Here is a 14,313-nt window from a genome sequence, read left to right on the forward strand (position 1 = left end):
CTGCTCACCGGCCGGCCCACAGCCCGTCGTCCGTCAGCCCCAGCAGCTCGATCGCGTTGCGCCGCACGATCCGCTCCACCACCTCCGGGTCCAGGTGGCCCATCTGCGCCTCGCCGACCTCGCGGGACTTGGGCCAGGTGGAGTCGGAGTGGGGGTAGTCGGTCTCGTACAGGACGTTGCCCAGGCCGATGGAGTCGAGGTTCTTCAGACCGAAGGCGTCGTCGAAGAAGCAGCCGTAGACGTGCTCGGCGAACAGCTCGGACGGCGGGCGGTGGACCTTGTCGGCGACGCCGCCCCAGCCGCGGTTCTCCTCCCAGACGACGTCGGCGCGCTCCAGGATGTAGGGGATCCAGCCGATCTGGCCCTCGGCGTACATGACCTTGAGGTTCGGGAAGCGCTCGAACTTGCCGCTCATCAGCCAGTCCACCATCGAGAAGCAGCAGTTGGCGAAGGTGATGGTCGAACCCACCGCGGGCGGCGCGTCCTTGGACGTCGACGGCATCCGGCTGCTGGAGCCGATGTGCATGGCGACGACCGTGCCGGTCTCGTCGCAGGCCGCGAGGAAGGGGTCCCAGTCGTCGGTGTGGACGGACGGCAGGCCGAGGTGCGGGGGTATCTCGGAGAAGGCGACGGCCCGGACACCGCGGGCGGCGTTGCGCCGCACCTCGGCGGCGGCGAGTTCCGCGTCCCACAGGGGTATCAGTGTGAGGGGTATGAGCCGGCCCTGGGCCGCCGGGCCGCACCACTCCTCCACCATCCAGTCGTTGTAGGCCTGCACACAGAGCAGGCCCAGCTCGTGGTCCTTGGCCTCGGTGAAGGTCTGGCCGCAGAAGCGGGGGAAGGTCGGGAAGCAGACGGCGGACTGGACGTGGTTGACGTCCATGTCGGCGAGGCGCTGCGGGACATCGTACGAGCCGGGCCGCATCTGCTCGTAGGTGATCACCTCCAGCTTGATGTCGTCCCTGCTGTAACCGACCGCCGTGTCCAGTCGGGTGAGGGGGCGGTGCAGGTCCTCGTAGACCCACCAGTCGCCGAGTGGACCGTCGTCGCCCGGTTTGCCCATGACCGGCCTGAAGCGCCCGCCCAGGAAGGACATTTCCTTCAGCGGTGCGCGGACTGTGCGCGGGCCGACGTCCCGGTACTTCTCCGGGAGGCGGCTCTGCCAGACGTCGGCGGGCTCCACCGTGTGGTCGTCGACGGAGATGATCAGCGGAAACGTGGTCTGCGCGGTGGGTTGGGTGTCCATGGCGGCCACGGTAGCGCCGATCTGACGGTCCGTCAGCTGTGCGGTTGCGGACTTCTTGACGCTCGGGAATGCCCCGGGAATGTTCGGAAGTGTGCGAAGACCAGGTGAGGGCCTTGTGATATCCCGCGCGTCTGTCGGTGAGCGCGCTCTCCACAGCTGACGCATCCGCCGGGAACAAGGCAAACTGACGGAGTAGCTCACTGTGTCTAGGGGGACGGCGATGGACGGTCTACCGCGAGTGCCGGAGCAGAGGCGGTCCGGCTCCTCTGCGGAGCCGGTCGCGCTGAGCTTCGGCGTGCTCGGTCCGGTACGAGCCCGACGCGGCGAGGTGCGGCTCAGCACCGGCTCCCCGCAGCAACGCGCCCTGCTCGCCGCCCTGCTGCTGCGCGAGGGCCGCACGGCGACCGCGGGCGAGCTGATCGACGCCCTGTGGGGCGAGGAGCCGCCGTCGCAGGCACTGGCGGCACTGCGCACGTACGCCTCCCGGCTGCGGAAGGTGCTGGACCCCGGGGTCCTGGTGAGCGAGTCCGGCGGGTACGCGGTGCGCGGGCTCGCCGAGGGCGCGCTGGACCTGGCGGTGGCGCAGGAGCTGGCGGCCGAGGCGGAGAAAGCGCGGGGCGCCGGGGACCTGCGCCATGCGCGGGAGGTGCTGGGCCGCGCGCTGGCGCTGTGGGACGGCGAGGCGCTGGCCGGTGTGCCGGGCCCGTACGCGGAGACCCAGCGGGTCCGTCTGGAGGAGTGGCGGCTGCAACTCCTCGAATCCCGGCTGGACATGGACCTGGAGCAGGGCTGCCACGCCGAGGCGGTGTCGGAGCTGACCGCCCTGACGGCGGCGCACCCCCTGCGCGAGCGGCTGCGCGAACTGCTGATGCTGGCGCTGTACCGCAGCGGCCGCCAGGCGGAGGCGCTGGCCGTGTACACGGACACCCGGCAGCTGCTGGCGGACGAGCTCGGCGTGGATCCGCGGCCGGGACTGCGGGAACTGCAGCAGCGGATCCTGCAGGCCGACCCGGGTCTTGCGCAGGCCCCGTCCCCGAAGGCCGAGCCGGCCTCCACCCTCGTCCGCCCGGCCCAGCTCCCGGCCACGGTCCCGGACTTCACCGGCCGTTCGGCCTTCGTGGCCGAGCTGGGTGAGGTGCTGGCCTCGGCGGAGGGCCGGGTGATGGCGGTGTCGGCGGTGGCGGGCATCGGGGGCGTGGGCAAGACCACGCTCGCCGTGCACGTCGCCCACCAGGCGCGGGCCGCCTTCCCGGACGGGCAGCTGTACGTCGATCTGCAGGGCGCGGGAGCGAGTTCGGCGGAACCGGAGACGGTGCTCGGGTCCTTCCTGCGCGCGCTCGGCACCGTGGACTCGGCGATCCCGGACTCCCTGGAGGAACGCTCGGCGCTGTACCGCTCGGTCCTGGACGGCCGCCGGGTGCTGGTGCTGCTGGACAACGCCCGGGACGCGGCCCAGATACGTCCCCTGCTCCCCGGCACGGAGGGCTGCGCGGCCCTGGTGACGTCACGGGTGCGGATGGTCGACCTGGCGGGCGCCCACCTCGTGGACCTGGACGTGATGTCCCCGGACGAGGCCCTGTCGCTCTTCACCAAGATCGTGGGCGCCGAGCGGGTGGCCTCGGAGCGGAAGGCCGCTCTGGACGTCGTGGCGGCGTGCGGGTTCCTCCCGCTGGCGATCCGCATCGCGGCCTCCCGTCTGGCGGCCCGCCGCACCTGGACCGTCTCCGTCCTCGCCGCCAAGCTGGCGGACGAACGCCGCCGCCTGGACGAACTGCAGGCCGGCGACCTGGCGGTCAAGGCCACCTTCGAGCTGGGCTACGGCGCGCTGGAGCCGGCCCAGGCACGCGCGTTCCGTCTCCTGGGGCTCGCGGACGGCCCGGACATCTCGGTGGCGGCGGCCGCCGCGGTGCTGGACCTTCCGGCCGACGGGGCGGAGGACCTGCTGGAGTCCCTCGTCGACACCTCCCTGCTGGAGTCGGCGGCTCCCGGCCGCTACCGCTACCACGACCTGGTCCGGCTCTACGCGCGTGCGTGCGCGGAGCGGGACGAGTGGCCGCCGAGCGAGCGCGACGCGGCGATGTCGCGGTTGCTGGACTTCTACCTGGCCACCGCGGCCGGGGTGTACGCGATCGAGCGGCCGGGGGACCGGCTGGTGGACCATCTGGCGCCGCCCGCGCGTCCGGGACTGGTCTTCGCCGACCGCCACGCGGCACAGGACTGGCTGTACGCGGAGGCGATCTGTCTCCTGGCCTGCGTCACCCGGTCCGCGGACCGGCCGGAGACCCTCGCCCGCGCCATCGACCTGCTGTGGGCCGCGCACGACCTGTCCGAGTCGGGCGCCAACTCCAGGGGCTACGAGGCGACCGCGCAGACCCTGGTGGAGTCGGCCCGGCGGCTCGGCGATCCGCGGGCCGAGGCGCGTGCCCTGATGACACTGGTGACCGTCCATCTCGTGATCGGCCGTTTCGAGCAGGCGGACCGGGAGGCCGAGCGCGCCACCGTCCTCGCACAGGAGGCGCAGGACCTTCTCCCGGTCTGCTGGGCGAGCAACGCGCGCGGGATCCTCGCGCTCTACCAGAACCGCCACGCCGACGGCGAGGAGCACCTCTCCCAGGCCATCGAGCACTTCCGCACGCTGGGCGACCGCCCCGGCGAGGCGAGCGCCCTGTGCAACCTCTCCCGCATCCACCTGGCCACCGGGCGGACGACCAGCGCGGTCACGCTCGCCCGGGAGGGCATCGGCGTCTACGACGCGATGGGCAACACCATGCGGGGTGCGAACGCCCGGTACGCGCTCGGTCTGGCGCTCACCCAGAGCGGCGAGCTGGACTCCGCGACCGACCGGCTGCACGAGGCGCTGGAGGTGTTCCGGGACAGCCGCCAGCGCCTGTGGGAGGGCATGAGCCTGTTCCGCCTTGCCGAGGTCGATCTCGCCGCCCGGCGCCCCGCGCAGGCCGCGGCGAACGCCGAGATGGCGCTGACGGTGCTGCGCGGCATCGGCGGGGAATGGCGGCGGGGCAACGTCCTGACCGTCCTGGGCCGTGCCCTCAGCGGCATCGGGCAGTCGGGCCGGGCGCAGGTCTGCTGGCAGGAAGCCGTGGCGATCTACGAGGACCTGGGCTCCGACGAGGCCGTGGAGGTGCGGGCGCTGCTGACACCGGTGCACGCGGCCTGACCGGCCCTGCGGAGGCGTTCATCATTCGTTTATCGCCTTCCGCCATGCTCTGGGCAGTCGATCCGTCGCGTCGGGGGGCAGACGGGTCACTGGCGGGCCCCATACCCACTTACTGGGGCGAGCGGCCCAGCAGGGCCCGTCCGGTCGTCCTCGGGGGAGTGACCGGGCGGGCCCCGCCGATCCATCCATGTGATCCACCAAGGGGAGTTGACGACCATGAGCGACGAGCTCAAGCCGGAGGACCTGCACGCCACGTCCACGACGGACGGCAAGGTGACGACCCAGGACCTGCACGCCACGGACAAGCCCGTGAAGGCCGACGACCTGCACGCCACGGACGAGCCCCTGGAGACGAAGGACCTGCACGCCACGTCGGAGCCGTTCAAGCCGACCAAGGCGTAAGCCTCCTCGCACGGGGACCGGCCGCGGCGGCGCGGAGGGGAGCCGCCGCGGCCGAGGCGTGCCCGCACTCAGCGCGCCCGCCCCCGCAGTTCCCCCTTGACCACCTTCCCGCTCGCGTTCCGGGGCAGTTCCGTCAGGAACTCCACCTGCCTGGGCACCTTGTAGTTCGCCATCTCCCGCCGTGCCCACGCCATCAGGTCGTCCGCCGTGAGGACCGCGCCCGTCCGCCGCACCACACAGGCCTTCCCGACCTCCCCGAGGCGCGGATCCGGTACGCCGATCACCGCGACGTCCGCCACATCCGGGTGCAGGCCCAGCAGTTGCTCTATCTCCGCCGGGTAGGCGTTGAAGCCGCCGACGATGAACATGTCCTTGATGCGGTCGGTGATCCTGAGGCAGCCCGTCTCGTCCAGCACGCCCACGTCCCCGGTCCGCAGCCAGCCGTCCGCCGTCAGCACCTCGGCCGTGGCCGCCTCGTCCTCGTAGTAGCCGCGCATGACGTTGAAGCCGCGCACCAGGACCTCGCCGGGCTCGCCGGGCGGTGCCTCGACCCGCACCTCGGTGCCCGGTATCGCCCGCCCGGACGTCGAGGCGATCACCGTGGGGGCGTCGCCGCGCCGGCACATCGTCACGATGCCGCTGGCCTCCGAGAGGCCGTAGGCCGTCAGGACCGTCTCGACGCCCAGTTCCCCGCGCAACCGCTCCACCAGCCTGAGCGGCACCACCGCCGCGCCCGTCACCACCAGCCGCAGTGCCGAGAGGTCATGGGCGTCACGGGACGGGTGGTCCAGCAGGGACTGGTGGAGCGTCGGCGGTCCCGGCAGCACCGACACCCGCTCCGCCGCGATGTTGGCCAGGGCCGTGTCGATGTTGAACACGGGCTGGGGGATCATCGTCGCGCCGCGCATCAGACAGGCCAGGACTCCGGCCTTGTAGCCGAAGGTGTGGAAGAAGGGGTTCACGATCAGATAGCGGTCGCCGCGCCGCAGCCCCGCGAGATCACTCCAGATCTCGTACGCCCTGAGCGTCTGCGCGTGGGTGATCACCGCGCCCTTGGGGCGGCCCGTCGTGCCGGACGTGAAGACGATGTCCGACGGCTGGGAGCCGTCCACCGCCGCCGACCGCGCCCGCACCTCGGACGGGCCCGCCCCGTCCCCGCCCGCGAGGAAGTCCTTCCACGTACGGAAGTCGGCGGGCGCGTCGTCCGACAGCACCACCACCTGCTCCAGCGACGGCAGTTCCGGCCCCTCCGCGACCGCCCGCCGCAGCGACGCCACATACGAGGTCCCCAGGAACGTCCCCGTCACGAACAGCAGCCGCGCCCCGCTCCTGCGCAGCACGTCCGCCGCTTCCGCGCCCTTGAAGCGCGTGTTGACCGGCACGAGCACCGCCCCGGCCGACACCGCGCCCAGCGCCGCCACGATCCAGTCCAGCGAGTTCGGGGCCCAGATCGCGACCCGGTCACCCGGCGAGATGCCCCTCGCGATGCAGGCGGCCGCCGCCCGTTCGACGCGGGCGCCCAGTTCGGCGTACGAGATCCGGGTGCGGCCCTCCACCACCGCCTCGACGTCCGCGTACCGCTCGGCCGCGGACCGGACGAGTTCCGGAATGCTGCCCCACTCGACGTCACCGCGCACAACGGCCCCCAACCTTCCCCACCTCTCCACTACGTTCGAGCCGGGGAGACCTCATTGCTGACTACCCGTCAGATTAGCTGTAGCCTGACGACCTGTCAGCTGCCCTGGCATCTTGCGGAGGTCCCCCACCATGACCGGAATCAAGGACGCCACCGCGATCGTCGGGATCGGCCAAACCCCTTTCGCCAGACGGCTGGACGAGGACGAGAAGACCCTCGCCTGCCGGGCCGTCCTCGCCGCTCTCGACGACGCGGGCATCGCTCCCGGCGAGGTCGACGCCCTCGCCTCGTACACGATGGAGGAGACGGACGAGGTGGAGCTGGCGAAGGCCGTCGGCTTCGGCGACCTCACCTTCTTCAGCAAGGCCGGCTACGGCGGCGGCGGTTCGTGCGCCACGGTCGCCCATCTCGCCACCGCCATCGCCGCGGGCCAGGCCACGGTCGGCGTCGCCTGGCGCTCGCGCAAGCGCGGCAGCGGCCCCCGCCCCTGGAAGAACACCACCGTCCAACTCCCCACCCCCGCCCAGTGGACACGCCCCTTCGGCCTGCTGCGCCCGGCCGACGAGATCGCCATGCTCACCCGCCGCTACATGCACGAGTACGGCGTGACCCGCGACCACCTCTTCAACGTCGCCCTCGCCTGCCGCAACAGAGCGAACCAGAATCCGGCCGCGGTGATGTACGACCGCCCCCTGACCCGCGAGATGTACATGACCTCCCGCTGGATCAGCGAGCCGCTCTGCCTCTTCGACAACTGCCTGGAGACGGACGGCGCGCTGGCGTGCGTGGTGGTGTCCGGTGAACGCGCGCGCGACTGCCGCCAGGCCCCCGTCCACGTCCACTCCGCGGCCCAGGGCCTGCCCGCCCAGCACCACGGCATGGTCAACTACTGGAACGACGACCCGCTCACCGGACCCGCCTGGACGGCCGCCCGACACCTGTGGAAACACGCGGACTTCACGCCCCAGGACGTGGACGTGGCCCAGATCTACGACGCGTTCACGGCGCTCGTACCGCTCTCCCTGGAGGGCTACGGCTTCTGCGACCGCGGAGAGGGCGGGGCGTTCACCGAGCAGGGGGCCCTGGAGATCGGCGGGCTGCTGCCCCTCAACACCGGCGGCGGCGGGCTCAGCGAGGCCTACGTCCACGGGTTCAACCTCATCAACGAAGGCGTGAAGCAGCTCAGAGGCACCAGCACCGCCCAGGTCCCGGACGCCACCACCTGCCTGGTCACCGCAGGTGAGGGAGTCCCGACGTCCGCCCTGCTGCTGACGAACAGGAGTTGAGCCACCCATGCTGACCCCCGTCACCGACGCCGACGGCGCCCCCTTCTGGGGCTACGCGCGCCAGGGCGAACTCCGCGTCCAGGCCTGCGCCGCCTGCGCCGAACCCCGCTTCCCGCCCCGGCCCTGCTGCCCCCACTGCCAGTCCTTCGAGAGCGAGTGGCGGCCGGTCGACGGACACGGGCGCATCTGGTCCTACGTCGTCCCGCACCCGCCCCTGCTGCCCGACTACGCACAGCAGGCGCCGTACAACGTCGTCGTCGTCGAGCTCACCGAGGCCCCGCGCATCCGCCTGGTCGGCAACCTGGTCGCCGAGGCCGGCGCGCGGCTCGACTCGGTCCCGCCCGAGCGCATCCGGATCGGCGCCAGGGTGCAGGTCGTCTTCGACGGCGACGGCCTGCCCCAGTGGGTCCTGGAGCGGCCATGACCGTGCGCGTGAACGCCGACAAGGCCACCGGTGTCGCCGTCGTCACCCTCGACCGGCCCGAGCGGCTCAACGCCATCGACCTGCCGATGCGCGACGAACTGCGGCGGACCTGGCGGGAGTTGAGGTTCGACGACTCCGTGCGCGCCGTCGTCCTCACCGGCAGTGGCGAGCGTGCGTTCTGCACCGGCCTCGACCGGGACGCGGAGGTACCGCAGCCCGGCTCGCCCTACATGGCCGACGATCCGCTCCTGCGCGTGGGCCCCAAGGCGAACGACCTGTGGAAGCCGGTCGTGGCCGCCGTGCGGGGCATGGCCTGCGGGGGCGCCTTCTATCTCCTCGGGGAGTCGGACTTCCTCGTCGCCGACACCGGCGCCACCTTCTTCGACCCGCACACCACCTACGGCATGGTCAGCGCCTACGAGTCGGTCCTCATGGCGCACCGCATGCCGCACGGGGAGGTCGCGCGGATGATGCTGATGGGCACGGCGGAGCGGATCGGGGCCCGGCGGGCGTACGACATCGGGCTGGTCTCCGAACTCACCGAGCCCGGCGGGGCGTTGGCCGCGGCGACCGCCTGTGCCACCGTGATCGCCGGATATCCGGCCGAGGGCGTGCAGGGGACCGTGCGGGCGCTGTGGGCCGCCAAGGAGTCCGCACTCACCGCCGGGTTCGCCCAGGCGCCGCATCTCGTCTCCCTCGGCAACCTGCCCGCGCACCGCCAGGCGGAGCTGTTCGCCGGGCGGCGCGGCGGGGGGTTCCGGGTGCGGTGAGGCCGGTCAGCTGCTGCTGGCCCGCGCCGCCTCGTCGACGTCGCAGTGGTCGACCGAGGCGACCATGCTCGCGCTGCCGACCTGCACCTTCGCCGTCGCCGTGTCGTTCGCGGGCACGTCGACGTCCGCGAACCCGGTGACGACGTAGTCGTCCCGCTTGTCCTTGAAGATGACGCTGACGGAGAAGGTCGCGGCTTCCGCGTTCGGGTTGGTGACCTCGACGGTCGCGTACGGCGCGTTCGCGCTCGCGCAGCGCACCAGCTTCACCGTGGCGTCCTGCAGCGACGCGGCCGTGTACGAGGTACTTCCGGAACCACCGGACGAGCCGCTGGAGGAGTCGTAGTCGTCATCGTCGTCATCGTCGTCATCGTTGTAGTACCTGTGGCTGCTCGACGACGAACTGTCGTGGTCCTGCGCCGAACTGCTGCAGCCACCTCCGCCGCCGTGGCTGCTCCCGATGCCGTGGCTCTTCCCGATGCCGTGGTGTCCGTGGCTGCGCCCGGTGAACCCCGTCAGCGAGAGGACCACGAACGCCAGTACCGCTGTGTACTTGAGACCGCGCCCCCGTAGATGCATGCCATGACCCTATCGACTGCATGTCACGGCCATGCCACTGCCTGGCGACCGCCGCGTACCCGGCGTAGCGTCTGCCGTGGACGGCCGCCGCCCGGCCCCTTCCGTGAACCCGTACGACGGCCGTCACCGAACACCACCGGCTATGCGGTGCGGGCCGTGCCCGTGCCCTTCTCCGCGTCCAGCGCGTACACGCACCGGTCCTTGCTGCACGCGTACACGACGCCGTCCTTGACCACCGGCGAACCGGTGATCTCGCCGCCGGTCGCGAGCTTCCAGCGCAGCCGTCCGTCGTCGGCCTTCAGCGTGTACAGCAGGTGGTCCGTCGACCCGAAGTGGATGCGGTCCTCGGCCACCACCGGGGCGCCGACGATCTCGCCGCCCGCCTGGAAGCGCCACTTGGGCGTGCCGGTGACCGCGTCCAGGGTGTACAGCCCCTTGCCGCTGCCCACGTGCACATGTCCGCCCGCCACCAGGACCGGCTCGACGGACGCCCGGGACTCGGTGGCGATGCGCCAGCGGTCGCGGCCGTCGGTGGCGTCCAGGGCGTAGACCGTGCCGAGGTAGTCGGCCAGGTAGACGCCGCCGCCGGTGACCGCGGGGCCCGGCGCGAAGGTGGGCTGGGAGAGGAAGACGGCGGGCGCCTCGAAGTGCCACTTCACCCGGCCGCTCGCCACGTCGATCGCCAGGACCCGGGTGCCGGCACAGACGTACACATAGCCGTCCGGCGCGTGCGTGATCCGCACCGGTACGCCGCCGCAGGAGGCCGCGTCGCCGATCGGGTAGGACCAGCGCTCGTCGCCCGTACGGGCGTCCAGGGCGCGCAGCCTGGCGTCCTGCCAGACGTACACCGTGCCCTCATGGACGGCCGGTCCGGACTCGGGCGACTCGAAGTCGGTCTGCGCCCCGGTGAGCTCCCACAGTTTCTGGCCGGTCGAGGCCTCGCGGGCCTGGACGCCGCCGCCGCGCGTGCCGGTGACGACCGTGCCCCGGTCGGCCTTCAGCGAGTACACCCAGGCGTCCGTGGACAGCCGCCACAGGTCGGCGCCCTCGCGGCAGTCCAGGGCGAACAGCGACGGCCCGTCGGAGGCGTGGATACGGCCGTCCGCGACCGCCATCGACCAGGCCACGTCCCGCGTCTTGAAGCGCCGGCGGCCCGTGGCCACGTCCAGGGCGTGGACCTCGAAGGAGGTGACGTAGACGAGGTCGCCGGCCACCGAGGGAGTGCCCCAGACGTCGTTCGACATGCGGAAACGCCAGGGGCGCCAGCCTGCCGCGGCTTCCGGGGCCACGGGCAGCGGTGCGGGTACGACAGGGTCGGCGCCGTTGACTCCGGGGCGCGGTTTGGACCAGGAGGCGGCCAGGGCGGCCTCCGGAGGGGGCGCCTTGACGGCGGCGGCGCGGACGTCGGAGACACGCGGCCCGGGCCCGATGGGCACCTGGGCTCCGGCGAGCCGGACGGGGCCGGTGTCCGGGGCGCCGACGGGCACGGGGGACGCCGGTACGACGGGGTCGTGCGAGGGCGGGGGCGGCAGGGGTGCCGGTCGCGCGCCGCCGCCACTGCGGCCCGAGCCCTGTCCCGGTTTCACCGCCGGACGGCCGTTGCGCCGCCCCTCGATCAGGCTCACCGCCCGCTCCGGCAGCCACGCCGACGCCGTACCGCTGTCGTCGGAGCCGGAGCCGAAGAGGTGGGGGGCCAGCTGGGCCTGGAGGTCGGCGGGGTTGGGGCGGCCCGTCGCCTCCATCTGCATGAGGGACTCGATCAGCGGGCGCAGCTCGTCCGGCAGGCCCTCCAGGTCCGGGCCCTCCCGCAGCAGCATGAAGACCGTCTCGACCGGGTTGGCGCCGTGGAAGGGCGGGTGTCCGGTCGCGGCGAAGACGAGCATCGAGCCGAGCGAGAAGACATCACTCGCTCCGGTCACGCTCCTGGAGTCCTTCGCCTGCTCCGGCGACATGTAGGCGGGCGTGCCCACCGCCACGTTCGTCATCGTCAAACGTGTGTTCGATACGCCGGACGCGATACCGAAGTCGATGACCCGGGGGCCGTCCTCGACGACCAGGACGTTCGACGGCTTCAGGTCCCGGTGCACCAGACCGGCGCCGTGGATCGACTGCAGCGCCTCGGCCACACCCGCCGCGAGCCAGCGCACCGCCTGGGCCGGCATCGGCCCGCACTCGTTCACTATCTCTTCGAGGGAGGGCGCGGGGACGTACGCGGTGGCCAGCCACGGCACGGCGGCCCGCGCGTCGGCGTCGACCACGGCCGCCGTGTAGAAGCCGGAGACCGCCCGGGCGGCCTCGACCTCGCGCGAGAAGCGGACGCGGAACAGCTGGTCCTCGGCGAGCTCCGTACGGACCGTCTTGATCGCCACGCGCCGGCCGGACGCCGAGCGCGCGAGATAGACCAGCCCCATGCCGCCGGCACCGAGCCGTCCCAGCACCTCGAACGGACCGATTCGCCGCGGATCGTGCTGTGTCAGCTGATCCACCACTTGCCTGCCACCTCCCCGTACGGGCCGCGCCGGTCACATCTGTGCGCGACCCCGTGCAGCGTCTCACCTGCGCACCGCCATGGCGGTGCGCACCCCGATTCTTCCTGTCCCGGGCACTGGTTGCGAACCCGGGACTCATTCGGGATGTCTCACCCCAAAACGGCGGGTCTCACTGCTCGGTCTGGTTCCGTCGTTCCAAAACGGCGAACGACGCCCCCTGATTGTCGGTGACGACGGCCACCCTTCCGTAGGACGTCTCGAATGGTGGCGCCTGGATCCGACCACCGAGACGGCTCACCGTCCCGAGCGCGTCCTCGCAGTCCTCCACACCGAAGTGGACGACGAAGTGGGGCGGCATCTCGGCCGGGAAGACCTCCGCCACGGGCGCCCGGCCGAAGTCGGGCCTGGCGTCCGGCCCGAACAGGGCGTCGTGGAAGAGCTCGCTGTAGAAGGTGTTGGCGGCCTCGGTGTCCCGGGCGTACAGCTCGGCCCAGGCGAAGGTGCCGGGCTCGTGCCGCCTGCCGAAGCCGGTGTGGTCGCCCGGCTCCCACAGACCGAACACGGCCCCCTCGGAGTCGGTGACCAGCGCCGTCGTGCCCAGCTCCGCGACCGGTACGGGTGCCGTCACGACCTGTCCGCCGGCGGCCCAGACCCGGTCGGCCAGCGCCTCGGCGTCGGGCGTCGCGAAGTACACGGTCCACACGGTGGGCAGCCGGCCGTCCGTCTTACGGGCCAGCGCGGCGACCGGCTCCCCCCTGCGCAGCGCCCACACCGTGCCGCCGGACCACTCCGGCCGGTCTTCGAAGCTCCACCCGAAGAGCTCTCCGTAGAACCGCTTGCCCGCCTCCACGTCGGGAAGCTGCGCGTCCACCCAGCACGGGACGCCCTCTCCGTACGCGGATGCCCTGTTTTCGGCCATACCGCCAAACTAACGGCGTCTCACGCACCCCGCAGGACCAGGCACACCCGTCCCTGTGCACTCATGCACCCCATTTGCAGTCGGCCGAATCGCGCTCCGATCACCCCTCGGTAAGCTGACGACATGACAGGACAAGTGCGTACCGTCGACGGCCGCGTGGCCGGCCGGCGTGGGCAGGCGACCCGGCAGAAGCTGCTCGACTGCCTCAGCGAGATGCTCAGCTCCTCCCCCTATCGGGACGTCAAAGTCATCGATGTCGCCCGGAAGGCGGGCACTTCGCCCGCGACCTTCTACCAGTACTTCCCGGACGTGGAGGGCGCCGTCCTGGAGATCGCCGAGCAAATGGCCGCCGAGGGCGCCGGGTTGACCGAGTTGCTCGAAGGACGGTCGTGGGTCGGCAAGGCCGGCTGGCAGACCGCGCAGGAACTCGTGGACGGCTTCCTGGAGTTCTGGCGCAAGAACGACGCGATCCTGCGCGTCGTCGACCTCGGTGCGGCCGAGGGCGACAAGCGGTTCTACAAACTCCGCATGAAGATCCTTAACTCGGTGAACAACTCCCTTGCGGATTCGGTCGCCGAACTGCAGTCCAAGGGCAGGGTCGACAAGGAAGTGAACCCGGCGGCGGTCGCCGGTTCGCTGGTCGCGATGCTCGCGGCCGTCGCCTCGCACCAGAAGGGCTTCCAGACCTGGGGCGTCAAACAGGCTGAACTCAAGCCGAATCTGGCGCTGTTGGTACACCTGGGCGTGACGGGCAGGAAGCCGACGAGGTAACACACGTCACACGTCTCTTTCCAGGTCCCCAAGTCCTGTCTGGCAGGCGGTGGTTCACGCTCCCGTGGATCACCGCCTGCTCTGCTGTGCGGGCAGCGGACGGTCCTTCACCACGTGCTTCATCACCAGCGTCGAGGTCAGCTTCTGCACCCCCGGCAGGCTGGCGAGCCGCTCGTCGTACAGCCGTTGGTAGGCCGCGAGGTCGGCTGCGACGACCCGCAGCAGATAGTCCGGCTCCCCGAACAGCCGCTGCGCCTCCAGCACCTCGTCCACCTCCCCGAGGGCCCTCTCGAACTCGGCGACCGTCTCCCGGTCCTCCTGCCGCATGGAGACGAAGACCAGCGCCTCGAAGGTCAGCCCGACGGCCGCGGGGGCGACGACGGCGCGGTATCCGCTGATGGCTCCCGACCGCTCCAGCTCCCGCAGTCGCCGGTGGCAGGGCGAGACGCTGAGCCGCACCCGCGCGGCCAGCTCGGTCACGGTCAGCCGCCCGTCCTGCTGAAGCTCGGCAAGGATTTTCCGGTCCACATCGTCCATGAGGCAGATCTTTCCACTGAGTCAGCGATCATGGGCAAACTTCGGGAACACTTTCGGGCCCTTCACGCCTAATTTCGCTCAC

Annotated in this window: 12 protein-coding genes; 6 read left to right on the top strand and 6 right to left on the bottom strand. The window is 71.6% G+C overall.

Translation table 11 applies throughout. The features are described from left to right. Nucleotides 1-4: 4 nt before the first annotated feature. Complete coding sequence (locus ACYUED_RS18720; RefSeq protein ID WP_491293421.1) at nt 5-1,246, bottom strand: amidohydrolase family protein; 1,242 nt, start codon at nt 1,244-1,246, stop codon at nt 5-7. A 220-nt stretch (nt 1,247-1,466) separates the two neighbouring features. On the opposite strand from ACYUED_RS18720, the gene afsR reads away from it, so the two are divergent. Both afsR and ACYUED_RS18730 read left to right on the top strand, forming a co-directional pair. Beyond that, complete coding sequence (gene afsR, locus ACYUED_RS18725) at nt 1,467-4,421, top strand: SARP-family global regulator AfsR (RefSeq protein WP_491293422.1); 2,955 nt, start codon at nt 1,467-1,469, stop codon at nt 4,419-4,421. Nucleotides 4,422-4,637: 216 nt separating this feature from the next. Further along, nucleotides 4,638-4,823: a hypothetical protein gene (locus tag ACYUED_RS18730; RefSeq protein WP_491293423.1), complete on the top strand. Its 186-nt coding sequence runs from the start codon at nt 4,638-4,640 to the stop codon at nt 4,821-4,823. 68 nt (nt 4,824-4,891) lie between these two features. Here the strand turns inward: ACYUED_RS18730 and ACYUED_RS18735 are convergent, their stop codons facing one another. Then, nucleotides 4,892-6,460 (bottom strand): FadD3 family acyl-CoA ligase, encoded by a 1,569-nt coding sequence (locus ACYUED_RS18735; protein ID WP_491294321.1) that lies wholly within the window; start codon nt 6,458-6,460, stop codon nt 4,892-4,894. Between the two features lie 130 nt (nt 6,461-6,590). Between ACYUED_RS18735 and ACYUED_RS18740 the strand changes: the two genes are divergently transcribed. The 3 genes from ACYUED_RS18740 to ACYUED_RS18750 are packed head-to-tail and all read left to right on the top strand — an operon-like array spanning nt 6,591 to nt 8,939. Next, nucleotides 6,591-7,745, top strand: coding sequence for a lipid-transfer protein (locus tag ACYUED_RS18740; RefSeq protein ID WP_491293424.1), 1,155 nt, complete (start codon nt 6,591-6,593; stop codon nt 7,743-7,745). 7 nt (nt 7,746-7,752) lie between these two features. Then, on the top strand, nt 7,753-8,169 hold the full coding sequence (locus tag ACYUED_RS18745) for a Zn-ribbon domain-containing OB-fold protein (protein WP_491293425.1): 417 nt from the start codon (nt 7,753-7,755) through the stop codon (nt 8,167-8,169). Further along, entirely contained in the window at nt 8,166-8,939 is a 774-nt protein-coding gene (locus ACYUED_RS18750; RefSeq protein WP_491293426.1) for an enoyl-CoA hydratase/isomerase family protein, read from the top strand. The genes ACYUED_RS18745 and ACYUED_RS18750 overlap by 4 nt, the downstream gene beginning before the upstream one ends. Before the next feature lie 6 nt (nt 8,940-8,945). On the opposite strand, the gene ACYUED_RS18755 is transcribed toward ACYUED_RS18750, so the two are convergent. The 3 genes from ACYUED_RS18755 to kbpA all read right to left on the bottom strand — a co-directional run bounded on the left by ACYUED_RS18755 (nt 8,946) and on the right by kbpA (nt 12,923). Next, on the bottom strand, nt 8,946-9,515 hold the full coding sequence (locus ACYUED_RS18755; RefSeq protein WP_491293427.1) for a hypothetical protein: 570 nt from the start codon (nt 9,513-9,515) through the stop codon (nt 8,946-8,948). Nucleotides 9,516-9,655: 140 nt separating this feature from the next. Then, nucleotides 9,656-12,004: a protein serine/threonine kinase AfsK gene (gene afsK, locus ACYUED_RS18760; RefSeq protein ID WP_491293428.1), complete on the bottom strand. Its 2,349-nt coding sequence runs from the start codon at nt 12,002-12,004 to the stop codon at nt 9,656-9,658. A gap of 169 nt (nt 12,005-12,173) precedes the next feature. Then, nucleotides 12,174-12,923: an AfsK-binding protein KbpA gene (gene kbpA, locus ACYUED_RS18765; RefSeq protein ID WP_491293429.1), complete on the bottom strand. Its 750-nt coding sequence runs from the start codon at nt 12,921-12,923 to the stop codon at nt 12,174-12,176. Between the two features lie 135 nt (nt 12,924-13,058). On the opposite strand from kbpA, the gene ACYUED_RS18770 reads away from it, so the two are divergent. Then, entirely contained in the window at nt 13,059-13,694 is a 636-nt protein-coding gene (locus ACYUED_RS18770; protein ID WP_491294322.1) for a TetR family transcriptional regulator, read from the top strand. A 69-nt stretch (nt 13,695-13,763) separates the two neighbouring features. Here ACYUED_RS18770 and ACYUED_RS18775 read toward each other — a convergent pair whose 3' ends face one another. Further along, the gene (locus ACYUED_RS18775; RefSeq protein ID WP_491293430.1) at nt 13,764-14,231 is read right to left on the bottom strand and encodes an Lrp/AsnC family transcriptional regulator; all 468 of its coding nucleotides are present in this window, start codon (nt 14,229-14,231) and stop codon (nt 13,764-13,766) included. Nucleotides 14,232-14,313: the final 82 nt, after the last annotated feature.

The organism is Streptomyces sp. DF42 (genome assembly GCF_058267695.1).

Bases quoted from the DNA above. Each gene is read 5' to 3' on its own strand.
- ACYUED_RS18745 (WP_491293425.1), top strand. From the start codon at position 7,753: ATGCTGACCCCCGTCACCGACGCCGACGGCGCCCCCTTCTGGGGCTAC.
- ACYUED_RS18730 (WP_491293423.1), top strand. From the start codon at position 4,638: ATGAGCGACGAGCTCAAGCCGGAGGACCTGCACGCCACGTCCACGACG.
- ACYUED_RS18720 (WP_491293421.1), bottom strand. From the start codon at position 1,246: ATGGACACCCAACCCACCGCGCAGACCACGTTTCCGCTGATCATCTCC.
- ACYUED_RS18750 (WP_491293426.1), top strand. From the start codon at position 8,166: ATGACCGTGCGCGTGAACGCCGACAAGGCCACCGGTGTCGCCGTCGTC.
- kbpA (WP_491293429.1), bottom strand. From the start codon at position 12,923: ATGGCCGAAAACAGGGCATCCGCGTACGGAGAGGGCGTCCCGTGCTGG.
- ACYUED_RS18755 (WP_491293427.1), bottom strand. From the start codon at position 9,515: ATGCATCTACGGGGGCGCGGTCTCAAGTACACAGCGGTACTGGCGTTC.
- afsR (WP_491293422.1), top strand. From the start codon at position 1,467: ATGGACGGTCTACCGCGAGTGCCGGAGCAGAGGCGGTCCGGCTCCTCT.
- ACYUED_RS18740 (WP_491293424.1), top strand. From the start codon at position 6,591: ATGACCGGAATCAAGGACGCCACCGCGATCGTCGGGATCGGCCAAACC.
- ACYUED_RS18775 (WP_491293430.1), bottom strand. From the start codon at position 14,231: ATGGACGATGTGGACCGGAAAATCCTTGCCGAGCTTCAGCAGGACGGG.